Here is a 23,841-nt window from a genome sequence, read left to right on the forward strand (position 1 = left end):
GGCAACCCAATGAGCAACGAGCCCATGAAAGTCGGCATCGTCGGCGCCGGCAATATCAGCGCCACCTATGTCGCGACCCTGCATATGTTCGATTTCATCCGCGTGAAATCGGTCTACGATCTCTATGATACGTCGGCGCGGAAACTTGCCGATCAATTCGGCATAGAAGCCGTGGCGCTCGATGCGATGCTCTCCGACCCCGAAATCGGCCTGGTCATCAACCTGACGACGCCGGTTTCGCATTATGCCATCAGCAAGAAGGCTCTGCTTGCCGGCAAGCATGTCTATTCGGAAAAGCCGCTTGGCGTCACCATGGCAGAAGCCGAAGAGCTGATGTCGATCGCCCGGATAGGGGATTTGCGGCTGGGCTGCGCTCCCGACACTTTCCTCGGCGGCGGCCATCAGCTGACGCGACGTCTGTTGGATGAGGGCCGCATCGGCAAGACGATCTCGGCCACCGCCATGCTGTTGTTGCCGGGCCACGAGCATTGGCATCCCAATCCCGCCTTCTTCTACGGCCGCGGCGGCGGGCCGATGCTCGATGTCGGCCCATATTACATCACGAACCTGATTGCCTTGCTCGGTCCCGTACGCGAGGTTTTCGGCACTGCCAAGATTACCCGCATTGAACGTACGGTGAAGACCGATCCGCGTCGCGGCGAGACGATCAAGGTGTTGGTGCCGACGCATCTGACTGGCGTCATGGAGTTCCATAGCGGCGCGACCGTCACCATCGCCACAAGCTTCGATGTCATCAAGCACAAGCACAATCAGATCGAGCTTTACGGCTCCGAAGGGACCATGGTGACGCCGGACCCCAACAACTTCAGCGGCAGGGTCGAGATCTTCCGTGATGGTGACGATGCGTGGCGGGAGATTCCGGCCGATCATCCCTATACGGAGGGTGTGCCCGGCCATCTCGGTCTGCGCGGATTGGGCGCGGCCGAAATGGTGGATTCCCTTCGCTCAGGCCGCCAGCATCGGGTATCGTCGGAACTGGCCTACCACGCACTGGAAGTCATGACGGCATTCGAACGCTCGGCCCAATCGCGCCAGGTTGTTGCGATCCACAGCAGTTGCGGCCGACCCGATCCGATACCGCGGACGATAAATGAGGGACGTTTCTCATAGGTTGCGCTAAAGAATTCAGGAAAATGCAGTCCTTTGGGACTGTGGGCTTGACGAATGGGCAATGGCTGATGAAGCATTGCTATGTTGCTGCAGGGAACGGAGGCTCTGTTGCACGGTTTTGGAGGACCATGAAATTCGGCCACCCGATGTCGGGAGACGGCGGCGGCTGAACCCAGGCGTTGGAGAACGCCGTCAAAGGAGGAGGAACGCATGCGCAAATTGATGATGGCACTGGTCGGCGCCACGGCGCTGGTCGCGGCGAGCGTGACCGGCGCTATGGCCGAAGGCAAGAAGGCCGAAGTCTTGCATTGGTGGACGTCCGGGGGCGAAGCCGCCGCCGTGAAGGAACTCGCCAAGGCCTTCAATGCCGCTGGCGGCGAATGGGTGGATACCGCGATCGCAGGCTCCGGCTCGACCGCTCGTCCGATTGGTATCAACCGCATCATCGGCGGCAACCCGCCGACGGCCATGCAGTTCAATACCGGCACGCAGATGAACGACCTGGCCCAGCAGGGCCTGTTGCGGCCGCTCGACGATCTTGCCAAGGAGCAGGATTGGAAATCGGTGCTGACGCCGGCCTTCTATCAGGCGATCCAGTTTCAAGGCCATATCTATGGCGCCCCGATCAACGACCATGGCCAGAACTGGCTGTTCTATTCCAAGCCGGTTTTCGCCAAGGCAGGCGTGACCGCGGAGCCGAAGACCTGGGATGAGATGTTTGCCGCGCTCGACAAGATCAAGGCCGCCGGCCTGATCCCGGTTGCCGTCGGTGGCCAGCCCTGGCAGTTGCAGTTGATGTTCAATGCCATCCTTCTCGGCGAGGGCGGCAAGGATCTCTACGGCAAGGTCTGGAAGGACCTCGATACTGACGCCGTCAAATCCGACAAGTTCAAGCATGTGGCGGAAGTTTTCGCCAAGCTGCGCAACTACCAGGACGCAGGCAGTCCGAACCGTGACTGGAACGTCGCGACCGGCATGCTGATCGACGGCAAGGCCGGCATTCAGTTCATGGGCGACTGGGCCAAGGGCGAATTCATCCATGCCGGCCTCGTGGCCGACAAGGATTTCGGCTGCATCCTCGGACCGGGCGAATCCAACTTCATGATGGGCGGCGACATCTTCGTCTTCCCGGTCCTGAAGGACAAGACGGCGGTCGATGCCCAAACCCTGCTGGCAACGGTCATCATGTCCAAGGAAGGCCAGCTCGCCTTCAACTCCAAGAAGGGCTCCGTACCGGTTCGTCTCGACGTCGATACCTCGAAGCTCGATGCCTGCGCTCAGAAGGGCCTGAACGCGCTCAAGGACCCGAGCCGTCAGATCTTGACGTCCGACGTGTTGACACCGCAGGACGTCGTCCAGACCGAGGGCGACCTGATCGCCCAATATTGGACGACCCCCAGCATGACGGCAGACCAGTTCGCCGATCAGTTCGCCAAGGTCATCGACCAGGCGAAGTAAGCTTCAACCGACATCCATGCGGCGGCAGGTTCGCCTGCCGCCGGTTTTCATGAATGCTGAGGAGGAGCGCCCATGAGCACACCTGAAACAAGCGCCGCCGCTGTCGCTGCGACCGTGGTAAAAGCGGGCGCCACCCGCAGGAGAATGCGTTTTTCGCCTTATATTGCCCTGTTCCCGGCTTTCGTCATCGTCCTTTTGGCCTATGTCGTGACTGTCGTCTGGAACATCTGGATATCCTTCACCGATAGCAAGGTGCTGCCGGTGAATATCTTCGTTGGCACCAAGCAATATGAGCGGCTGTTCGACACTGCGCGCTGGCTGATATCGCTACAGAACGTCGTTGTTTTCGGCATTCTGTTCATCGTCGGTTGCTTGGTCCTTGGTTTCCTTCTCGCGGTCGCCCTCGACCAGAAGGTTCGGTTCGAGAATACCTTCCGCACGATCTTTCTCTATCCCTTCGCCATGTCCTTCATCGTGACGGGCCTTGTCTGGCAATGGATCATGAATCCGACGCTTGGTCTGCAGAAGGTCGCCGACAGCATTGGCTTTACCTGGTTCCGCTTCGACTGGATCGTGCAGAGCGATCTGGCGCTCTACGTCATCGTGCTTGCCGGCATATGGCAATCGACAGGCCTTGTCATGGCGATCATGCTGGCGGGACTGCGTGGCGTCGACCGCGAGCTGTGGAAGGCGACGCGCATCGACGGCATTCCGAGCTGGCGCGTCTATCTCCACATCGTCATCCCGATTCTGAGGCCAACCATCATCACAGCCAGCGTGCTCCTGGCGATCGCCGTCGTCAGGGTCTACGAACTGGTGCTGGCGACGACGGGCGGCGGCCCTGGAATTTCGACCGAGGTGCCCGGAAAATTCATCATGGATTACCTGTTCGGGCGCGGCAATATCGGCCTTGCGACATCGGCCTCGACCGTCATGTTCGTCACCGTGGTCATCGTCGTGACACCCTGGCTTTACTACGAATATTTCCGTGAAAAACCGAGGGGCAACTGATGACGACGCCATCTTCCGTCAGAGCCACCATGCAGGGTCCGACCGGGCGCAAGCCGCAGCATCTGACCCCCGGCCGCATCGGTGTTTATCTCTTTCTGGCCATTGCGGCATTGTTCTTCCTGCTGCCGCTCTACGTGATGCTCGTCACCTCGTTCAAATCCATGCCGGAGATCCGGCAGGGCAATATCTTCGCCTTTCCGCAGGTGTGGTCGGCCGATGCCTGGGTGCAGGCATGGAGTACGGCCTGTACGGGCCTTGAATGCGGCGGCATCAGCGTCGGCTTCTGGAATTCGGTGAAAATCCTGATCCCAAGCATGATCCTTTCGATCTTGATCTCGTCGCTGACCGGCTATGCGCTGTCCTTCTGGCGGGTCAGAGGCGCAAATGTACTCTTCGCCGTCCTGCTGCTCGGCGCCTTCATTCCCTATCAGGTGTTCATCTATCCGCTGGTGCTGATCTATCGCGATATCGGCATCTATTCGACGCTGCCCTGCATCATCATCACCCACACGGTCTTCGGCCTGCCGGTGCTGACGCTGCTGTTCCGCAACTATTATTCGAGCCTGCCGATGGAGCTCTTCAAGGCGGCCCGCATCGATGGCGCGGGGCTCTGGCAGATCTTCTTCCGCCTGATGATCCCGATGTCGATCCCGATCCTGGTGGTAGCGTCGATCCTGCAGGTGACCGGCATCTGGAACGACTTCCTGTTCGGCGTGGTTTTCGCCGGCCGCGAAAATTTCCCCATGACCGTGCAGCTCAACAATATCGTCAACTCCACGCAAGGCGAGAAGCTTTACAACGTCAACATGGCGGCGACCATTCTGACCGCCCTCATTCCGTTGATCGTCTATTTCGGCTCGGGTCGCTGGTTCGTGCGCGGTATCACCGCGGGCGCAGTCAAGGGATAGTTCATGGCCAATGTTTCCATTCGCGAACTTGCAATCGATTTCGGCAGCATCAGCGTCCTGAAGTCGCTCAATCTTGAGGTGAAGTCCGGTGAGTTCATCGTGCTGCTCGGCCCGTCCGGCTGCGGCAAGTCGACCCTGCTCAATGCAATTGCCGGGCTGACCGATATCACCGATGGCCAGATCTGGATCGGCGACAAGAACGTCACCTGGGAGGAGCCGAAGGATCGCGGCATCGGCATGGTGTTTCAGTCCTATGCGCTCTATCCGACGATGACGGTCGAGGGAAACCTCTCCTTCGGCCTACGCATTGCCGGCATGCCGAAGGACGAGATCGCCCAGCGTGTCGACCGCGCCGTGCAGATCCTACAGATCGACCCCTTGCGCAAGCGAAGACCGGGGGAACTCTCCGGCGGTCAGCGCCAGCGCGTCGCCATCGGCCGTGCCCTGGTGCGCGATGTCGATGTCTTCCTGTTCGACGAGCCGCTCTCCAATCTCGACGCCAAGCTTAGAACGGAACTGCGCGTCGAGCTGAAGCGCCTGCACAGCGGCCTCGGCTCGACGATGATCTATGTGACGCATGACCAGATCGAAGCGCTGACGCTTGCCGATCGCATCGCCGTCATGAGTGGTGGGGTCATCCAGCAATTCGCCTCACCGAAAGAGATCTATCGCCGCCCCGTCAATCGTTTCGTCGCCGGCTTCGTCGGCTCGCCCTCAATGAATTTCCTGGCGGGGCAGGTAACGAGCAATGGCGGCGTGCCGGCCTTCGCACTTCCCGATGGCCGCAAGATCGATCTCAATGGCTACAAGTTCGCAAGCACGCCCGGCGATGGCCGCAAGGCGACGCTCGGCGTCCGGCCGGAGCAGATGCAGTTCCAGCCCGCCAGCGATCGCGCCTCAAGCCTGCCGGCAACCTTCACGATCGTCGAGCCCATGGGCTCGGACAATCTGATCTGGGGGCAGGTCGGCAGCGAGACGCTGTCGGTGCGCATCGATGCCGACGAGGATGTCGCGCTCAACAGCGAACAGCCGGTCTATTTCCAGCCGGCGCTCGCGTCGTTGTTCGGTGAAGACGGGCAACGTCTATAGGACACCGGTTGCGCCGCACGTTCGACGGAGCGCGGGGCGCAATTTCATGCCCTGACTTCGAAGACCATGTTGAACGGCGTTTCTGTTGCCTTGCGGAAGTGGGAATAGCCTGCATCCATGGCAACCTTGCGCAGTTTCAACTCGCCGGCTTGCGCGCCTAGACCCAGTCCGACTTCCTGCGACAGCGAGGCCGGCGTGCAGATCATCGTCGACGCGCCGTAGAAGACGCGGCCGACCGGGTTGAGATTGTCTTTCAGGCAATCATGCGCAAAGGGCTCGACGATCATCCAGGTGCCGTCGTCGGCGAGGGTTTCCTTGACATGCTTGCCGGCGCCGACGGGATCGCCCATGTCGTGCAGGCAATCGAACATCGCCACGAGATCGTAGTCGGCAGCCGGGAAGTCCTTGGCACTTGCCTGCTCGAATGTGATGCGGCCGGCAACGCCTGCTTCCGTCGCCGCAGCTTTCGCTCGTTCGATGGACGGGAGATGGTAGTCAAAGCCGAAGAAAGTTGAATTCGGATAGGCTTCCGCCAGCAGGATGGTCGAGGCGCCATGGCCGCAGCCGACATCGGCGACGATCGCGCCAGCCTCGAGCTTTTCCTGCATGCCGTTGATCGCCGGTATCCATTCCGAAACGAGATGGCTGTTGTAGCCCGGCCGGAAGAAACGCTCCGTGCCGCGGAACAGGCAGGCGCTGTGCTCATGCCAGCCAAGGCCGCTGCCTGTCTTGAAGGCATTGGCGATCTTCGGCTCGTCAAGCCACATGGATTGAACGACATCGAAGGCGCCGGTGAAGAAGGCGGGGCTGTTTTCCTCAGCAAACACCATTGCCTGTTCCGGTGTCAGATAGAAGCGCTCGGTGTCGTCGTCATAGCTGACATAGTTGGCGGCCGCCTGAGCCGACAGCCATTCGCGCACATAGCGCTCCTTCACGCCGACCTTGTCGGCAAGTTCCGCAGAGGTCATCGGCGTTCCATCGGCCATGGCCTTGAACAGGCCCAAATGGTCTCCGAGCGTCACCAGTACCCCTGAGACCGCCGCGCCGAGATCGCCGACCAGGCGCCCGACCAGAGTATCGAGTTTCTGCATATCAGGTTCGCGCATGACATCCTCCCATCAGAATTGATGCAGCATTCCGTCACGATGTATTCGGATAGGGAAGGATACTCCCGGGCCGGAGGGCAGGCAATTACGCCATCTGGCTGAACAGGCTCCGCCTCAACTTGAAAAGAGGCGCAACCTATTGATGTGGTGTGTTGTTTTGGAGGCTCGCAAGGTGCTGGGGCGCCTCAGCCGGCGCGCGCCAGCTCCTTTTCCAAAGCGGAGAGCAAGCGCAGATCGTCGGCCGTTACATCAGGTGCGAAGCGGGCGGCAACTTTACCGTCGCGGCCGATCAGGAATTTTTCGAAATTCCAGACGATGCCGCCATCCTGTCCGGTCTCGAGGCCGTGCTTTGCCAGGCGCTCGCGCATCGGCCCGTCGCCCGTCGTCTCGACGCCGGAGGCGATCAAGCCGTTGTAGAGCGGATGGCGCTCGTCGCCGGTGACGGCAATTTTGGAAAACATCGGAAACTGTACGTCATAGGTCAGCGTGCAGAAATCCAGGATTTCCTTATCGCTGCCCGGCTCCTGGCCCTTGAAGTCGTTGGCCGGGAAGCCGGCGATGACGAGGCCTTCGTCGCGCTTTTCCTCATAGAGCTTTTCCAGCCCTTCGTACTGCACCGTCAGGCCGCATTTGGACGCGACATTGACGACCATGATGACCTTGCCACGATAGTCGGCAAGCGTCGTATCGCTGCCATCGATCCTCTTTACCGGAATATCGAGCACGCTGTCGGTCATTGGGTTCACTCCAGATGAGATGGAAAACAGGATGTCGATATTTGCCGGGATTTCGACGGCGTCAAGGCCGGAAACAGGCTCAGGCGGCCTCTTCCATACGAACCAGATGGCCTTGCGACACTTCGCGGTAGTGCCGATCGGGGGTGATGTATCCGACCGGCCGCACCGGGCTCTTCAATTCGTCGACGGCAAGGTTGCGCCTGATGCCGCGCCGTGACGGGTCCGGGACCGGGACGGCTGCCATCAGCTTCTTCGTATAGGGGTGCTGCGGATTTTCGAACACGGATGCGCGCGGGCCGATCTCGACGATCTCCCCGAGATACATGACGGCGACGCGATGGCTGACGCGCTCGACCACGGCCATGTCATGCGAGATGAAAAGATAGGAGAGGTTGAGGTTCTGCTGCAGATCCATCAGCAGATTGCAGACCTGTGCCTTGATCGAGACGTCGAGCGCCGAGACGCTTTCGTCGGCGACGATGACCTTCGGATCAAGCGCGAGCGCGCGGGCGATGCAGATACGCTGGCGCTGGCCGCCAGAGAATTCGTGCGGATAGCGGCTCATCATGTCCGCCTTCAGGCCGACGCGCTCCAGAAGGTCGGCCGCCTTCTCGCGGGCTTCGGCGTGTGTGCCTAAGCGATGCTCGATGAAGGGTTCCGCAACCGCAGCACCGATCGTCATGCGCGGGTTGAGGCTCGCGAACGGGTCCTGGAAAATCATCTGGATACTGCGGCGCATCCGGCGCAGGTCGACCGTATTGAGCTTCATCACGTCATAGCCGTCGAGCCGAACCTCACCGGATTTGGGGTTGATGAGACGCATGATGGAGCGCCCCGTCGTCGACTTGCCGCAGCCGGATTCTCCCACCAGCGACAGCGTTTCCCCTTGAGCAAGATCGAAGGAGACGTTTTCGACGGCATGGATGGCGCCTGTCGGACGGGCGAGAAGGCCGCCGCGAAGTTCGAAGCGGGTGACGAGGTTCTTCACCTCCAATACCGGCGTCTTGCCGTGGTCGACCGTGTCGGGAAGTGCCTTGGGTTCGCTGCGTTCGCCGGTCCGCGCGTCCACGATGGGAAAGCGCAGTGGCCGGGCCTGGTCCCTCATCGAGCCGAGCCGCGGCACGGCCGATAGCAGTGCGCGGGTATAGGGATGCTGACCGCGATGGAAGATATCGTCGGTCTTGCCTGCTTCCACCGCCTCGCCGCGATACATGACGATGGTGCGATCGGAGATTTCGGCGACGACGCCCATGTCGTGGGTGATGAAGAGAACGGACATGCCTTCCTCCTCCTGCAGCACCTTGATGAGGTCGAGGATCTGCCCTTGGATTGTCACGTCGAGCGCCGTCGTCGGCTCGTCGGCGATCAGCAGTTTCGGCCGCGAGGCAAGCGCCATCGCGATCATCACGCGCTGGCGCATGCCGCCGGAAAACTGATGCGGATATTCATCGAAGCGCGAGGATGCGTTGGGGATACGCACCTTCTCCAGCAGACGAATGGTTTCCGCTCTGGCTTCGGCCTTGGAGATGTCGCCGTGGCAGGTCAGTGCCTCGGAAATCTGCCGGCCGATGGTGAAGATCGGATTGAGAGACGTCATCGGTTCCTGGAAGATCATGGCGATGTCCTTGCCTCTGACCTTGCGCATCTCGCCCTCTGGAAGGGAGAGGATATCGCGGCCGTTGAGCCTGACGGAACCCTCGATACGGCTGCTGCCCTGGGCAAGCAGCCGCATGATCGACAACGAGGTGACGCTTTTGCCAGAGCCGCTTTCCCCGACGATGGCAACTGTTTCTCCGGGCATGACGTCGAAGGAGATGTTCTTGACCACCTGACGCCATTCGCCATCGACGAGAAATGAGGTCGTCAGATTGGAGACAGAAAGAACGGGCTGTGCATTTGCATTGATCGTCTGCGCTGCAATCGTCGTCATGGAGTCCCCTTTTATAATTTTGCCATCAGCCGAGCATCAACCGAAGCTGTTCATGATGGTGCAGTCATCGTGGCATGGGAGGCGGAAGGACGGCCTTCGGCTATCCTCGTGGCCTCAAGAGCGGCAATCTTCTCGTCGATCTCGCGGCGGTCGGTCATCCCGCTTGGATTCTGTCGTGTCGGCATGGTTTCGGCGACGTGCAGATAGCGTTCCTGTGCGACCGCATAGAGCCGTTCAAGTTCGGCGAGCGGATCGGCACTGTCGTCGACGCGGATGTTCAGCCAGGCATAGTCCTGATCGCGGTAAATCACGAGCGCAGCCGATTGTTTGCCGCGCTTGTCGCCGCCGGCATATTCGCCGGCGCGCATGGCTTCGAGCAACCGTTCGGCGAGCGACTTTCCTTCGGTCTTCTGGAAGGTCGCAAGCGTCTCGGTAATCACCCGCGGACCATCAAGCATATTGCCGGCAACCGAGACATTCTCATCGACGAGATGGCCTGCCCAGTCGATGCATCGGGCGCCGGTGAATGCGGCGTTGCTGCCCTTGCTGTCGATCAGGTGGAACTGGCGCTGTTCGCGGCCCTCGTCGCGGGCATTCAGCGTTTCGATGATCTCGCTCGGCGCATGGCCCGTGGCCAGCATCGCCAGTCCGTCTATACCGTAGAGCGGGCTGGCAAAGGCCTGCGTCGCAACGGCGCCGATGCCGCCACGAATATGCGGCACGATGCTGCCGACGGCAAAGAAGCGGGTGGCGACGGCGATGGCGAGATGGCCGGTTTCCGGCTCACGGGCAACGATCGACCAGGTCATCGGCGCTATCTCCCAATGGCATAGGCTTGCATCAAACGCGGAGTTGCTGCGGCGCGCAAGAGGCCATCGGCGTCGCGCCGCGCTGCGGTCAGCCGTCCCACGGTCCACTCCGGCGCGACGGTCAGCTGATGGCCCTTCCTGCGAAGTGCCTCAAGCATGTCGGCGCTGAAATTGGCCTCGGCCGTCAGGCCGCCCGGCTCGCGGGTGCGGGGATAGAAGGAGCTCGGGAAGTGGGTGCTGTGGAACAGCGGCTTGTCGATCGCCTGCTGCAGGTTCAGCCCGTGGTGGACATAGCGCAGGAAGAAGGCGAGCTGCCATTGCTCCTGCTGATCGCCGCCGGGCGTGCCAAACGCAAGCGTCGGCTGCCCCTCGTGCAGCGCCAGCGTCGGTGTCAGCGTCGTGCGCGGCCGCTTGCCCGGCGCGAGCGAGGAGGGCAGGCCCGGCTGCAGCCAGAACATCTGTGCGCGCGAGTTCAGGCAGAAGCCGAGGCCCGGCACGATGGGCGAGGATTGCAGCCAGCCGCCGGACGGCGTTACCGACACCATATTGCCCTCGCGGTCGATGACATCGATATGCACGGTATCGCCGCGCTTCTCGGTGAGATGCGACATTGTCGGTTCATAGACCGCTCCGCTCTTGGCTTCCGGCGTTTCGAGCATCTTCATGGTGAGATCGTATTGATCTTCGAAGCCCGCCAACTTGCCCGGACGCAAGGCAAGCGAGGCTTCCGGCGAAATCAACCTGCGGCGTTCGTCGGCATAGGCATCCGACAGCAGCGTATCGAGCGGCACGCGCGAGAAATTTGGATCGCCGTAGTAGACTTCGCGATCGGCAAAGGCGAGCTTCATGGCTTCGGTGACGGTGTGGACGAAGTCCGCGCCGGCGGGGTCCATGCCGGCCAGATTGAAGCCCTTGAGCAGCGCCAGCGTCTGCAGGAAGACGGGTCCCTGGCCCCACGGGCCAATCTTGGCGACCGTCCAGCCGTGATAGTCGTAGGTTTGCGGCGCCTCGATCGTGGCCCGCCAGTTCGCCATGTCGTCGGCCGTCAGCACGCCCTTGTGGCGCTCGCCGCTTGCATCCATGACTTCGGTCTTGCTCACATAGGTGTTGATCGCTTCGGCGACGAAGCCGCGATAATAGGCGTCGCGTGCCGCCTCTATCTGCGCGTCGCGGTCGCTCTTGCTTTCCGCCTCGGCGACGACCCGCTTCCAGGTTTCGGCCAGAACCGGGTTCTTGAAGTTGGACCAGGGTTCTGGCGCTGCGCCGCCCGGAAGCCACGTCTCGTAGGAGGTCGGCCATTCCTTGCGGTAGAAATCGGCAAGCCCTGCGATGGTCGCGCAAACGCGCGGCAGGACGGGATGACCTTTTTCGGCATAGTGGATCGCCGGTTCGAGAACATCGCGCACCGTCAGCCGGCCGTAGTCGCGCAGCATCAACATCCAGCCGTCGAAGGCACCGGGGATGACGGTGGCGAGAAGGCCATCGCCGGGGATCAGCTTCAATCCCTCGCGGGTGTAGTGCTCGATCGTTGCGCCGGCCGGCGCCGGCGCCTGGGCGCAGATGACCTCGACCTTGTCCTTCTTTTTCGAATAGAGGATGGCCGGCATGTCGCCGCCCGGCCCACAGAGATGCGGCTCGACGATCTGCAGCACGAAACCGGTCGCGACGGCGGCGTCGAAGGCGTTGCCGCCTTTCTCGAGAATGCTCATACCGACGGCGGACGCGATCCAGTGCGTCGATGTGACGACGCCGAAGGTTCCGAGGATTTCAGGGCGTGTGGTGAATGCGGTCATTGGGGGCACCTTTTCAGTTTGTTCATGCTTCGCGCGGGTCGAGCGCATCGCGCAGGCCGTCGCCGAGGAGATTGAAGCCGATCACGACGAGAAAAATGGCGGCACCCGGCCAGATGGCCATCCATGGCTGAGTCTCCAGATAACCCTTGGCGGTATTGAGCATCGAGCCCCAACTCGGGGCAGGCGCCTGCTGGCCGATCCCCAGGAAAGAGAGACTTGCTTCTGCAATGATGGCGGTAGCGATGGTGAGTGTCGCCTGCACCAGGATCGGCGCAAACACATTCGGCAGGATATAGCGGGTGATGATGCTGAAGTGGCGCAATCCAATCGACCGGGCGCCTTCGACATAGTCCTCCGTCTTGACCGCCAGCACCTGGCCACGCGTCAGCCGCACAAAGACCGGCGTTGCCGACAATCCGATCGCGATCATCGCATTTTTGAGGCTCGGCCCAAGAAAGGCGGAGAGCGCAATGGCGGTAATGAGGAAAGGCATGGCCAGGAAGGCTTCGGTGATGCGCGAGATGATCTGGTCGATCCAGCCGCCGTAGTAGCCGGAAATGAGACCAAAGGGCACGCCGATCGCGACGGCTATGGCGACCGAAAAGATGCCGGCCATCAGCGATGCCTGCGCTCCCCAGATCATGCGGGAGAGAATATCCCGGCCGATATCGTCGGTGCCGAGCCAGTGCGCGGCTGATGGTGCCTGGCGGACCGCCGACCAGCTGGTGGCGAGTGGATTCGGGATCGGCAGGATCGGTGCCAGGATGGCAAGCACGGTAAAGAAAAGGATGATGCCAAGCCCAACCAAGGCTCCCTTGTTGGCCTTCAACTTGCGCCAGGCCCGATTGGGAGCGCGCTTGGCGGAGGGTGCGGTGGCGGTCGTCTGAACGATCGTGCTCATAGGGCGGCCCTCATGCGCGGATTGAGGAGGACGTAGAGAATATCGGCAATGAGGTTCATCGCGATAAAGCCGACGGCCGTGCAAAGAACCACGCCCTGGACGACCGCATAGTCCCGGTTGAAGACCGCATCGACGATCAGCTTGCCGAAGCCGGGGATGGTGAAGATCTGCTCGGTCAGCACGGCGCCGGCCAGAAGCTCGCCGAAGAGCAGGGCGCTGACGGTGACGACGGGCAGAATGGCGTTGCGGAAGCTGTGCTGCAGGACGACGGCGGTTTCCGGCAGGCCTTTGGCGCGGGCCGTGCGGATGTAATCGCTGCTGAGCACGCTCAGCATCGACGAGCGCGTGTGGCGCATCAAGGTTGCCGCCAGCGCATTGCCGAGCACGAAGGACGGCATCAGCATGGTCTGAATCGAGCGCCAGGGATCTTCGAAGAACGGTTGGTAGCCGGAGGCGGGAAGCCAGTGCAGCTTCACCGAGACCAAGAGGATCAGCATGATGCCGAGCCAGAAATTCGGCACCGACAGACCGCACAAAGCAACGATATTGGCGAGAAAATCGATGAAGGTGTTCTTCTTCACCGCCGCCAATATGCCCATCGGAATACCGATCACGAAAGCGAAGATCATCGACATGACGGCAAGCTGGATCGTGACCGGCAGCTTTTCGGCAACGAGCGTGAGGACCGGCTGATTGGTGCGCAGCGAAACGCCGAGATCGCCTTGGGCGACCCCCTGCAGCCAATAGCCATATTGGTAGACGACCGGGTCGTTCAGCCGATATTTCTCGCGGAGCAGCTCCAGCACCTGCGGGTCGCGCTCCTCACCCGCCATGGCGAGCACCGGATCGCCGGGCAGCAGCTTTTGTAGCGAGAAGACGAAGATCGAAATGATCAGCAGCGTCGGTATCGCGACGAGCAGCCTCTTTCCGATATAGCTATACATGGGCAGATCCTTGCCGCGATGTCGGAGAAAAAAAGGGCCATGCGGGAAGGAGCCCGCATGGCGTTGGTCGCTCAGCCGCTCTTCTTCACGCCCACGAGACGGATCATGCCGTCCGGGGAGGGCACGAAGCCGGATACTTTCTTGTTGTAGGCCCAGATCCAGGCCTGATGTCCGAGGAAGATGATCGGCAGGTCCTGGTTCAGGATCGCCTCGGCCGCGTCGTATTTCTGCTTGCGCACGGCATTGTCCTGCGACTGGCGTGCGTCGAGCAGCAGCTTGTCGACTTCAGGATTACTGTATTTGGAATCGTTAAGGCCGGCGCCTGTCGTGACGAACTGCTGGATATTGCCATCGGGATCGGAGCGACCGGACCAATCGGAGCGGCTGAGCTGATAGTTGCCGCTCGACTGGGCATCAAGCAGCGTCGCAAATTCGGTCGTCTTCAGCGTCACGTCAAAGCCGGCTTCGGCGACCATCGACTGGATGATCTGCATCATCTGCATCGAAACCGGGTTGTTGGCGACGGCAAGCTCGACCGGGATGCGGTCGAAGCCAGCTTCCTTGACCAGCGCCTTGGCCTTGTCGACGTCGCGGGCGGGTACGGGAACATCCTTGTCGAACCAGGGGCTGTTCGGCGCAAAGGGCTGATTGCCGGCAAGCCCGGTGCCGTCAAAGACGATCTGCATGGCGGCTTCGCGGTCGATCGCCAGCGAGAAGGCTTGGCGCAGGCGCTTGTCCTTGCCCATCGGATTGTCGGCGCGGGCACCGTTGCCGACATTGGCATAGACGCCGAGCCAGCCGGTGCCGATCGCATCGACATAGACGAGATTGGGATCGCTCTTCACCGTACCGACATCGGATGCAGCGACACGCTCGATCATGTCGAGATCGCCCGAGCGCAGATTTGCCAGGCGAACCGTCGTGTCGGGGATCGGCAGATAGGTCACCTTGTCGATGAAGATATTGTCCTTGTTCCAGTAATCCTGGAATTTTTCGAGCACGATGCGGTCCTGCTGCACGCGTTCGACGAATTTGAACGGACCGGAGCAGACGGGATGATCGCCGAATTTGGCGCCCGTGGCCTTTGCCGCAGTGGGCGAGACCATCATGCCGGAGCGATCGGAAAGCTGGGCCAGCAGCGTGACGTCAGGTGCTTTCAGCGTGAAGGTGACTTCGTATTCGCCCGATGCTTCGACCTTGGCGACGGAGGAGAGTTCGCTCTTGCGGCGCGACTCCGGCAAGGTCTGGTAGCGCTGGATATTGTCGACGACCGCTTGTGCGGTGAACGGCGTCTCGTCCTGGAACTTGACGCCCTGGCGCAGTTCCATGATCAGCTGCTTGCCATCCGCGGACCATTTCCAGGATGTGGCGAGCTGTGGCACGAACTTCAGGTCCGGCGTCACGTCGACGAGCTTGTCGCAGAGCGCGGTATAGACGATGCGGCCGACGAAGGTGCGCGACTGGGCAGGGTCGAGCGCATCGGCATCGTCCTGCAGGCCGATCTTCAGTTCGACGGCTAGGGACGGCAGCGCGATCAGGCCGCCGGCCGCAAGCGCTGCCATGAATTTGGCGATCTTCATTTCGTTCTCCTGTTTATAGTTTTCGTTCTTGGCAATCTTGACCGGTTTCCTCTCCGGTCGTGGTTTGCTGCGGGCGGGACTTTTGGTCAGCCCACCTCCTCAGTCAGTGGTTCCCCGGCCTGCCGCGCATCCAGTGAAGTGATGCGGATCAGGCTTTCCTGCAGCATCAGAAGATGTTCGCGCATGGCTTCGGCTGCCTTCAGCGGATTGCGCGCCGCAATCGCATCGATGATCGCTCTATGCTGCGCGTAAGAGACTGGGCGCGTCTTGTTGATGCTGCGGGCCAATTCGCGAATGGTTTGCCAGGCTTCATCCTGGCGGACGTGGTTGATGACGTCGAAAATGGTCAGGAAGAACTGGTTCCCGGCGCTCTGCGCGATCAACCGATGCAAAGCGCCATCCCAAAGCTCGCGGCTGTCGGCATCGTCGCTGGCGGTGATCTTCTTTGCCAGCTCATACATGCGGTCGATGTCGTCGGGCTTGGCACGCATGGCGGCGAGCTGGGCCAGTTGCGGCTCGATGCGCAGCCGGACTTCCATGACTTCCATGAGATCCGTGCCGGCGACAAGCGTGCTGACATGCTGGCTCCAGTCGTCCGGACGCTGCCCGACATAAGTTCCGGAACCCTGACGCCGCCAGACGCGGCCTTCTGCTTCCAGCACCTCAAGCGCCCGCCGGATCGCGCGTCGGCTGACGCCGAGCGCTTCAGAAAGAGCCCGCTCCGTCGGCAGCTTTCCATCGGCGGGCAGGTCGGCCGAATTCAAAAGGCCCCGGAGCCTTTCGAGGGCATGAACCGAATTCTCCGGAAGGCTGCTGACTGCCATGATGAGGGGTGAACCAATTTAAGATTGGTTCAATTGAAGTTCAACTCAATCGCGGCGTCAAGCTCTTTTTTGTGCAACTTTGGCAATGCACAATGTTTGTGCGCAATGCAAAGGGCGGCCCGTGAAAACGAGCCGCCTTCTTCAGCTGGTGGAATGATGGTGTCCGCTCTTACGGCCCTTCGACTTGAGCCTCAGCGACCCACGGCGCGCGCCGAAAGAGCCGTCGCCGGCGCAAAGTCGAAATCCTTGTCAAAGGGGTAGGTCGGTCTCGTCTTGCGCAGGCGCGGCAGGCGTTCGACGAATTGATCGACCACACCCGGCGACAATGCCATCAGATTCGGATTGGCGATCGGCGCCAGTTCCGGCGAGAGATAGCCTGATTTGACGACGATGATCTTCGCCTTGTGCGGATCAAGGCCGAGGCGGGTGAAATCAGCGATGTTGTGATAGGGGCGGCGCTTGGCCGACAGGACGAGGTCGATGCCGCCGATGGTCACCACGGCTTGCATGTCGCTCGCCTCTGCCGCATCGAGCAGATACTTCACGGTGAAGCTGTCCTTCACCGGTTTGCTTCCCTTCGTGTCCAGCGATGCGCCGACGGAGAGATCGAGGGTGGCGCCGAGGCCGGCGGCATAGCAGGCTTCCGTCGCGGCCTTGTCGGCGATGCCGGCGAAGATGACGCCTGGCGCTCCCTTGGCGATGAGCTCCGCCAGCACATCGGCGCGGTCTCCGACGCCGCCGCCTGTGGGATTGTCGCCGGATTCAGCCAGAACCACGGGCGCGGTCGTGCTCGCAATCGCCCTCGCGGCGCATTCCTCGATGGTGCCGGTCTCGCAGCCGAAAACGAATTCCTGGCGCGCATCCCAATAGGCCTGTGCCAGGCGTTTGGCTTCGCGCTCAAGCACGGCGCGATCCGTGCCCGTCATGATGGCAGCGGCCGTGGCGCGGGGTTCGTCGGCCCAGACATAGCCGACCATCAGAGAGGCATCCCAGACGCCGTCGATGGCGTCCATTCCGGGCAGCATGTCGTAGAGGCTCTTGGCCGGCTCATCGACTGTGCTGGTCCGCTCACCGGGCAAGACGACGGGGATCGGCGCCCAGAGCAGGATGGGCTTCACACCAGTCTTCAGACTTTCCGTCAGCATCTTGACGGCGCGGCGCATGGTTTCCTCGACATCGATATGCGGCGCCGTGCGATAGGTGGAATACATGTCGAGCGCATCGATGATGCGTTGGGTGACATTGCCGTGCAGGTCGTAGCTGGCCGAGAGCATGCAGTCCTCGCCGACGACGGCGCGCGCAGCGCTGATCCAGTCACCCTCGGCGTCCTCCATGCCTTCGACATACATGGCGCCGTGCATGGCGAGATAGAGCCCGTCAAGCGGCAGCAATGCTCTCAGCCCTTCCAGGAATTCCGCCTTGAAGGCCTCGTAGGTATGGCGGGCGACGGGGCCGCCGGCTATGGCTCTGGCATGAATGGTCGGCAGGAACTCGCCGTTATAGTCGTTCAGGAAGGCGAAATAGGGCGCGGCGGTCAGCTCCACGCCGCGCAGGACGCGGAAGTCCCCCTCTTCGTTCAGGACGGGATTGTAGGTGCTGCATTCGATATGAATGCCTCCGACGGCGATGCGCATGGGAACCTCAATAAGGAGTGGGACCAATCAGAAAATTATGAGCGGCGATGCTGGCAGCGCCGCGCGCCCAGACGTCGCCATCGACGCGCTGTGTGCGGATCGGCGTCTGGCCGGCATAGCGCGGCAATACGTTCGCCTCGACGGCTTGTCGCATGACGGTGCCGAAGAGGCCGTCGAACCGCCCTTCGACATGGGTGATCAGGATCAGGCCTGGGTCGTTGAACTGGATGAGATGGGCTATCGCCAGCCCGAGCGCGCTGCCGGCGCGGTGCAGGATGCGGATAGCTGTGGCGTTGCCGAGCGACGCCTCCGTTTCAAGCTGGTCGAGAGATTGGCAGGCAAGGCCCTCCGCTTTCGCCGCTTCCTTGATTGCCTTCAGCGAAGCCACGGTATCGAGGCAGCCGCGCTTGCCGCAGCGGCAGGGTGAACCATTGGACTCGATGGTGCAATGGGCGATCTCCCCGGCGCCGCCGTGATTGCCGCGGTAGAGCTTGCCGCCGATAAAATGGGCGCAGCCGATGCCGTCATCGAAGGAGACGACGCTGAAATTCTGGATATCACGGGCGCTGCCGAACAGCTTCTCGCTGACGGCGACCGCCTTGGCATCGTTTTCTATGAAGGTGTCGATGCCGGTTTTCTGCCTGATCATGCCGGCAAGCGGCACGTCCTGCCACCCAAGCAAGGTGGATTTGACGCAGCTTGCCTGCTTTTCATCGACAAAGCCCGAGAGCGCGATGCCGAGGCCGGAGAGCTTCCGGTCAGCCCCTGTGCACTCGGCCAGCAGCTTCGGCAGCGTATCAGCGATCATCTCGGCAATGACTTCGGGATCGCGCGACAGTGGCATGGTCTGGCGCGCGACGATATTGCCGTTGAAATCGCTAAGCACCAACGGTGCCGGGTCTTCCAGCAGCGAGATGCCGACGAAGAAGGCGCCTTCCGGATGCAGATCCAACAGGATCGACGGGCGCCCCTGGCCGTAGATCGTTTCCGTCTCCCGCAATACGCCGCGGGAAATCAGATCGCGCGAAATGCCGCTCATCGCCGCCTTGCTCAACCCCATGGATGCCGCCAGAACCGTGCGGCTGGATGGGCCCGATTGGCTGATGACCCGCAGAAGCTGCTGCTGGGAGGACGTAAGCAATTCGACGTTCCGCCTGGGTTTTCGCTTGGTTCGTCGATAATAAGTTCAGAAAATGAACAAAGCAACCGCAATTAATTTCATTGAAGACCCAATTGCGCAGTGCGTTCCATGTATTTGAGGAGAGTAGCAATTATTGGGCCTGTTGGTGAGAGGCGTTATCCTGGCGCCGTCTCGCGGGCGATTTGGCAGAGTATGCGTGCGTTTAAACGGTTGACATCGACCTGCAACAATATGCAAAGCTTATCATAACGATTCAGCCGGCACTCGCCCTCCAATCGTCTCGTCCCTAGACTTGATCCCACCAGCTAAGCGCTCGACCATGGCCGTTATGGCGGCCCGTGCATTTTTGATCTCGGGTGCAGCAGTCAGAAAGGAATGCCATGTCCAGCACGGTCGATCGCGCGAGACGCCCGTTGGTCATCGTCTCGATCATGCTGGCGACCTTCATGGTCGCCATCGAAGCGACCATCGTCGCAACCGCCATGCCGCGCATCGTCGGCCAGCTCGGCGGCTTCACCTATTATAGCTGGGTCTTTTCCGCCTTCTTGCTGGCGCAATCCACCACCACGGTCATCTACGGCAAGCTCTCGGATATTTTCGGCCGCAAGCCCATGCTCATCGGCGGTATCATCATCTTTCTCATAGGTTCGACGCTGGCCGGCTTTGCCTGGTCGATGGCTTCGCTCATCGTCTTCCGGCTGCTGCAGGGCCTGGGCGCGGGTGCCATTCAGCCTGTCACGATGACCGTCGTCGGCGATCTCTACAAGTTGGAAGAACGGGCCAAGGTGCAGGGCGCGCTTGCCAGCGTCTGGGCTATATCCGCCGTCATCGGCCCGCTTGCGGGCGGCATCATCGTCGACAATCTCTCCTGGGCCTGGATTTTCTGGATCAACCTGCCACTCGGCGTGCTCGCCATTGCCGGCTTCATGATCTTTCTGCACGAGTCCATCACGCCGCGCGAGGCGAAGATCGACTATCTCGGCACGATCCTCTTTTCGATATCGATCGTCTCGCTGCTCGTCATCCTGACGGAGACCGATGCGGGCTTTGCGGTTCTCTGTCCCCTGGCGATCGTCTTCATCGTCACGGGTCTTCTGTTCCTCTGGCAGGAGCGGCGGGCGCCGGAGCCGATCATCTCGATCGCTCTCTGGAGCCGGCGGCTGATCGCGACCAGCAATGCCGCGACCCTGCTTGCCGGCATGGCCCTCATCGGCCTGACAACGGTCCTGCCGATCTATGTGCAGGGCGTGCTCGGTCGCTCGCCGCTGGAAGCCGGCTTTACGCTGACGATGCTGATCGTCGGCTGGCCGCTCGCCGTCATGCTTGCGAGCCGCTTCTTCCGCACCTTCGGCATCCGCGCGACATTGCGCGCCGGTAGCCTGATGTTTCCCTTCGGCTCGCTCTTCCTCCTGTTTCTGACGCCCGAGAGCAGCCCGGTGATTGCCGGCATCGGCTCCTTCCTGATGGGCTTCGGCATGGGCCTCATCAGCCTCACCAGCGTCGTGCTGGTGCAGGAAAGCGTCGAATGGTCGATGCGCGGCAGCGCCACCGCATCGATCATCTTCTCGCGCAGCCTCGGCAACACGCTTGGCGCGACCGCGCTCGGCGCGATCATGAATGTCGGCATCGCGCATTACGGCAGCGGCGAGCTGGCGGCGAGGCTTCACGATATTCTGAACCAGCCGACCGGCCTTTCCGATCTCGTCGGCGATCCCGCGATCCGGGACGTCTTCGATGCGGCGCTGCACTGGAGCTTCTGGGGCGTCGTCATCGTCGCCCTGACGACCTGCGCGACCATCTGGCTGATCCCGGTCACGCATGACGCCGGTCGCGGATCATCGGTGTCCAAGACGGATGCCCAGGATGCGATGACCCACTAACCCGGATGGGCAAGATGCGGCGCGTTAGAGCGATTCAGCTTCTCATGGAATCTCTGAAGCGCTCTATCTCCTTGTTGTCACGCAATTCCGGACGGAAAACCGCTGCGCACTTTTCCTGGAATTGCTCTAGAAGCCGTAGTCGTGGGCGAGCCAGGCGTCCAGCAGGTTTCTGGACGCCTTGATGGCGGCGTCCGTATCCTGCGCGACGATCGCGTCGAGAATGGCCTTGTGAAGGGGTAGGGAGCGCCTTTGGCCTTCGGCTATGTCTTCATAACCCGAGAGGGTGCGATTGGCGTAGATGCCGACGGCGATCAGGTCGATCATCTGCGAGTAGATCATGTTATGCGTAGCGGCGAAGATCGCCGTATGGAAGCGCAGGTCGGCATCGGCATTGCTGTTGATGTCGCCGATGGTGGAGGCCATCTCCTCGTAAGCGGCGTTGATTGTGGCAATGTCGCTCTCGGTGCGGCGCAACGCCGCGCGTGCCGTCGCTTCCGGCTCGAGCGCCAACCGCAGGTCCTTGATCGAGCGCATGATTTCGACCGATGGGCCAGTCTCGTAGTACCAGACCATGACGTCCGTATCGAGATGATGCCAGTTGGACCGCTCCTTGACGCGCGTCCCGACGCGGGTCTTGATCTCGACCAACCCTTTGCCTGCAAGGCATTTCATCGCCTCGCGGACGACAGTGCGGCTGATGCCGAATTGTTCGACCAGATCCGGCTCGTTCGGCAGCGTCGCGCCGACGGGATGATCGCCGCGGACGATGCGGCGGCCAAGTTCATGGACGAAATGGCCGAAGACGCCGCGCCGCGGGATCGTGCCGTATTTGCGCACGAAGGCATCGAAGGGTGACTGCGTTACGATCAGTTTCGACTCCGGAGTAGCCCGAGAGGTCATTGCGTCCTGGCCTTGTTTCATTATGCGGGGCTCTCGTTCCTTATTGATGCGCCGTTGTGAGAACAATCGTCGGTTTAGGTGCGGTTGGGGGCAAGCTTCACGTCGGTATCCCGGCGTGTCCGAGTTTGTTCCATGGTGTTCCGGTGTCGATCCTGTTGCCCCCTTTGTGACGCATCCCGGCAAAAGCCTAGCATGTCTTGCGCATCCGTGCCTACTGGCATGGATTGCGGGCCGATTTGCCGCTGTGAGCGCTCGCAGATGCTGCTTTGCTCGGGCTGCCCGATGATCAAATTGCGCACCGGCTGCTAAGCGAAACGTGATCGCTCAATCGATTGCCGATGCGATTTCGGCCTATCGTAAACGTTACCGAACCGGTTAGATGCGTCCGGGTGCGAGGCGGATTCGGAGTAGCTGATCGATGAACGATATGTCCACGCGTGGGCAGAGGGGGGAAGGGCAGGAGGCGGGCTCCCGTTCGCTGCTGATCGCATTGCTCGTGGCCGGCGCCTTCTTCATGGAAAATCTGGATGGCACGGTCATCGCGACCGCGCTGCCGCAGATGGCCGTGTCCTTCGGTGCCCGCCCGGTCGATCTCAATATCGGCATGAGTGCCTATCTGCTGACGCTCGGCGTCTTCATTCCCATAAGCGGCTGGATCAGCGACCGTTTCGGCGCGCGCCTGGTGTTCACCACGGCGGTCGTCATCTTCACGCTGGCATCCGTCCTCTGCGGCTTTGCCAATGGCGTCGGCTCTTTCGTGGCGATGCGCATCCTGCAGGGCATCGGCGGAGCGATGATGGTGCCGGTGGGCCGGCTCGTCGTCTTGAACAACACGCCGAAGGACAAGCTGATCTCGGCCATTGCGACGATTACCTGGCCGGCACTGGTAGCACCGGTCCTCGGACCGCCGCTCGGCGGCTTCATCACCGATCACGCGAGCTGGCGCTGGATCTTCTTCCTCAATCTGCCGCTCGGCATCCTGGCTTTCATCTTCGCGCTCATGCTCATTCCGAAAACCAAGAGCGCGGCGCGGCCTCCTTTCGATTGGCTCGGCTTCGTCGTCAGCGGCATTGGTCTTGCGAGCCTGATGTATGGGCTGGAGTTGATCGGGCGCCCCGATCCCGTCTGGCTGGAAGCCTGGGCCTATGTGATCGTCGGCTTCATCCTGCTTGCCATCGCCGTCTTTCACTTTCTGCGCACGCAGCATCCACTCATCGATCTTTCCGGGCTGAAACTGCCGACTTTCGCGATCACCATCTCCGGCGGATCGTTGTTTCGCACCGCTATCGGTGCCGTGCCGTTCCTGTTGCCGTTGATGTTCCAGGTCGGCTTCGGGCTCAGCGCCTTTCATGCCGGTATGCTAACGCTTGCCGTTTTCGCCGGAAATCTGGCAATGAAGCCGGCAACGACGCCTATTCTGCGCCGCTTCGGCTTCAAGCCGGTCCTGATCGTCAACGGCCTTCTCAACGCGGTCTTCATCGCGGCCTGTGCGCTGTTTTCTCCCGACACGCCGCTTTGGTTCATCGTGCCGGTGCTGTTCATCGGCGGCATGTGCCGTTCGATGCATTTCACGGCACTCAACACGATTGCTTTTGCCGACATCCCGCCGCAGCAGATGACGGGCGCCAACACGCTGTTCAGCACCGTCTTTCAGCTGACGATGGGCATGGGCATCGCCGTCGGGGCCATCGGCATTCGCATCGGCCAGGCGATCAGCGCGCCGCTGGGCGTAGGCGGTATCGTCGCCATCGAGTTCCGCCTGGCCTTCGTGCTGCTCGGCATCATCGCGCTCCTCGCCGTGCTGGATTGCCTGCTGCTCGACCGCAAGGCAGGCGAAAATGTCTCGCGCAAGCCAAAGCCGGGCGCGAGGAAGGCGGCGTAGCGATGTCTATTTCCGAAGCGTTCAGTGCGGGTATTGGATGAAATTGTAGTGCAGCAAAATCGCGGGAATTGCCATCAGGATGATCAGAAGCATTGCGACGCTTGCCGCCCGCACCATCTTCATCCGGCGGGCGCGCTGACCGGTCCAATCGTATACTGCCATAATGAGCCCCTCCTTCTCCTT

The 23,841-nt window shown here is 61.2% G+C and carries 20 protein-coding genes; 7 read left to right on the forward strand and 13 right to left on the reverse strand.

Annotated elements, in window-relative coordinates; all coding sequences use genetic code 11:
- Nucleotides 1-9 precede the first annotated feature (9 nt).
- The 5 genes from ACIQWP_RS03205 to ACIQWP_RS03225 all read left to right on the forward strand — a co-directional run bounded on the left by ACIQWP_RS03205 (nucleotide 10) and on the right by ACIQWP_RS03225 (nucleotide 5,597).
- The gene (locus ACIQWP_RS03205; RefSeq protein WP_402782222.1) at nucleotides 10-1,131 is read left to right on the forward strand and encodes a Gfo/Idh/MocA family protein; all 1,122 of its coding nucleotides are present in this window, start codon (nucleotides 10-12) and stop codon (nucleotides 1,129-1,131) included.
- A 210-nt stretch (nucleotides 1,132-1,341) separates the two neighbouring features.
- On the forward strand, nucleotides 1,342-2,589 hold the full coding sequence (locus tag ACIQWP_RS03210) for an ABC transporter substrate-binding protein (protein ID WP_402782225.1): 1,248 nt from the start codon (nucleotides 1,342-1,344) through the stop codon (nucleotides 2,587-2,589).
- A 144-nt stretch (nucleotides 2,590-2,733) separates the two neighbouring features.
- Nucleotides 2,734-3,600, forward strand: coding sequence for a carbohydrate ABC transporter permease (locus ACIQWP_RS03215; RefSeq protein ID WP_402782732.1), 867 nt, complete (start codon nucleotides 2,734-2,736; stop codon nucleotides 3,598-3,600).
- Nucleotides 3,600-4,508, forward strand: coding sequence for a carbohydrate ABC transporter permease (locus ACIQWP_RS03220; RefSeq protein WP_402782228.1), 909 nt, complete (start codon nucleotides 3,600-3,602; stop codon nucleotides 4,506-4,508). Before ACIQWP_RS03215 ends, ACIQWP_RS03220 begins: the two co-directional genes overlap by 1 nt.
- Before the next feature lie 3 nt (nucleotides 4,509-4,511).
- Nucleotides 4,512-5,597, forward strand: a complete 1,086-nt coding sequence (locus ACIQWP_RS03225; RefSeq protein ID WP_402782231.1) for an ABC transporter ATP-binding protein — start codon at nucleotides 4,512-4,514, stop codon at nucleotides 5,595-5,597.
- Between the two features lie 44 nt (nucleotides 5,598-5,641).
- On the opposite strand, the gene ACIQWP_RS03230 is transcribed toward ACIQWP_RS03225, so the two are convergent.
- From ACIQWP_RS03230 to ACIQWP_RS03280, 11 genes are all read right to left on the reverse strand, one after another.
- Entirely contained in the window at nucleotides 5,642-6,703 is a 1,062-nt protein-coding gene (locus ACIQWP_RS03230) for a class I SAM-dependent methyltransferase (protein ID WP_402782234.1), read from the reverse strand.
- 185 nt (nucleotides 6,704-6,888) lie between these two features.
- A complete protein-coding gene (locus ACIQWP_RS03235; RefSeq protein ID WP_402782237.1) occupies nucleotides 6,889-7,440 on the reverse strand; it encodes a glutathione peroxidase in 552 nt (183 codons plus the stop codon).
- A 79-nt stretch (nucleotides 7,441-7,519) separates the two neighbouring features.
- On the reverse strand, nucleotides 7,520-9,370 hold the full coding sequence (locus ACIQWP_RS03240) for an ABC transporter ATP-binding protein (RefSeq protein ID WP_402782240.1): 1,851 nt from the start codon (nucleotides 9,368-9,370) through the stop codon (nucleotides 7,520-7,522).
- Between the two features lie 50 nt (nucleotides 9,371-9,420).
- Nucleotides 9,421-10,179, reverse strand: coding sequence for a DUF1028 domain-containing protein (locus ACIQWP_RS03245; protein ID WP_402782243.1), 759 nt, complete (start codon nucleotides 10,177-10,179; stop codon nucleotides 9,421-9,423).
- Nucleotides 10,180-10,184: 5 nt separating this feature from the next.
- Complete coding sequence (locus ACIQWP_RS03250; RefSeq protein ID WP_402782246.1) at nucleotides 10,185-11,972, reverse strand: gamma-glutamyltransferase family protein; 1,788 nt, start codon at nucleotides 11,970-11,972, stop codon at nucleotides 10,185-10,187.
- Nucleotides 11,973-11,994: 22 nt separating this feature from the next.
- Nucleotides 11,995-12,873, reverse strand: coding sequence for an ABC transporter permease (locus ACIQWP_RS03255; RefSeq protein ID WP_402782249.1), 879 nt, complete (start codon nucleotides 12,871-12,873; stop codon nucleotides 11,995-11,997).
- Nucleotides 12,870-13,817, reverse strand: a complete 948-nt coding sequence (locus ACIQWP_RS03260) for an ABC transporter permease (RefSeq protein WP_402782252.1) — start codon at nucleotides 13,815-13,817, stop codon at nucleotides 12,870-12,872. Before ACIQWP_RS03260 ends, ACIQWP_RS03255 begins: the two co-directional genes overlap by 4 nt.
- Nucleotides 13,818-13,888: 71 nt before the next feature.
- On the reverse strand, nucleotides 13,889-15,397 hold the full coding sequence (locus tag ACIQWP_RS03265; protein WP_402782255.1) for an ABC transporter substrate-binding protein: 1,509 nt from the start codon (nucleotides 15,395-15,397) through the stop codon (nucleotides 13,889-13,891).
- An 86-nt stretch (nucleotides 15,398-15,483) separates the two neighbouring features.
- On the reverse strand, nucleotides 15,484-16,221 hold the full coding sequence (locus ACIQWP_RS03270; RefSeq protein ID WP_402782258.1) for a FadR/GntR family transcriptional regulator: 738 nt from the start codon (nucleotides 16,219-16,221) through the stop codon (nucleotides 15,484-15,486).
- Between the two features lie 191 nt (nucleotides 16,222-16,412).
- Nucleotides 16,413-17,855: a M81 family metallopeptidase gene (locus tag ACIQWP_RS03275; protein ID WP_402782261.1), complete on the reverse strand. Its 1,443-nt coding sequence runs from the start codon at nucleotides 17,853-17,855 to the stop codon at nucleotides 16,413-16,415.
- Nucleotides 17,856-17,862: 7 nt separating this feature from the next.
- Nucleotides 17,863-18,996, reverse strand: a complete 1,134-nt coding sequence (locus ACIQWP_RS03280) for an ROK family protein (protein WP_402782264.1) — start codon at nucleotides 18,994-18,996, stop codon at nucleotides 17,863-17,865.
- 380 nt (nucleotides 18,997-19,376) lie between these two features.
- On the opposite strand from ACIQWP_RS03280, the gene ACIQWP_RS03285 reads away from it, so the two are divergent.
- A complete protein-coding gene (locus ACIQWP_RS03285; RefSeq protein ID WP_402782267.1) occupies nucleotides 19,377-20,876 on the forward strand; it encodes an MDR family MFS transporter in 1,500 nt (499 codons plus the stop codon).
- A 126-nt stretch (nucleotides 20,877-21,002) separates the two neighbouring features.
- On the opposite strand, the gene ACIQWP_RS03290 is transcribed toward ACIQWP_RS03285, so the two are convergent.
- Nucleotides 21,003-21,776: a FadR/GntR family transcriptional regulator gene (locus ACIQWP_RS03290; protein WP_402782270.1), complete on the reverse strand. Its 774-nt coding sequence runs from the start codon at nucleotides 21,774-21,776 to the stop codon at nucleotides 21,003-21,005.
- A 418-nt stretch (nucleotides 21,777-22,194) separates the two neighbouring features.
- Between ACIQWP_RS03290 and ACIQWP_RS03295 the strand changes: the two genes are divergently transcribed.
- Complete coding sequence (locus ACIQWP_RS03295; RefSeq protein ID WP_402782273.1) at nucleotides 22,195-23,658, forward strand: DHA2 family efflux MFS transporter permease subunit; 1,464 nt, start codon at nucleotides 22,195-22,197, stop codon at nucleotides 23,656-23,658.
- Between the two features lie 21 nt (nucleotides 23,659-23,679).
- Here ACIQWP_RS03295 and ACIQWP_RS03300 read toward each other — a convergent pair whose 3' ends face one another.
- Entirely contained in the window at nucleotides 23,680-23,820 is a 141-nt protein-coding gene (locus ACIQWP_RS03300; protein WP_402782276.1) for a hypothetical protein, read from the reverse strand.
- Between the last annotated feature and the right edge of the window lie 21 nt (nucleotides 23,821-23,841).

Origin of the sequence: Rhizobium sp. NPDC090279 (genome assembly GCF_044769665.1) — a bacterium.
Taxonomy (GTDB): domain Bacteria; phylum Pseudomonadota; class Alphaproteobacteria; order Rhizobiales; family Rhizobiaceae; genus Rhizobium.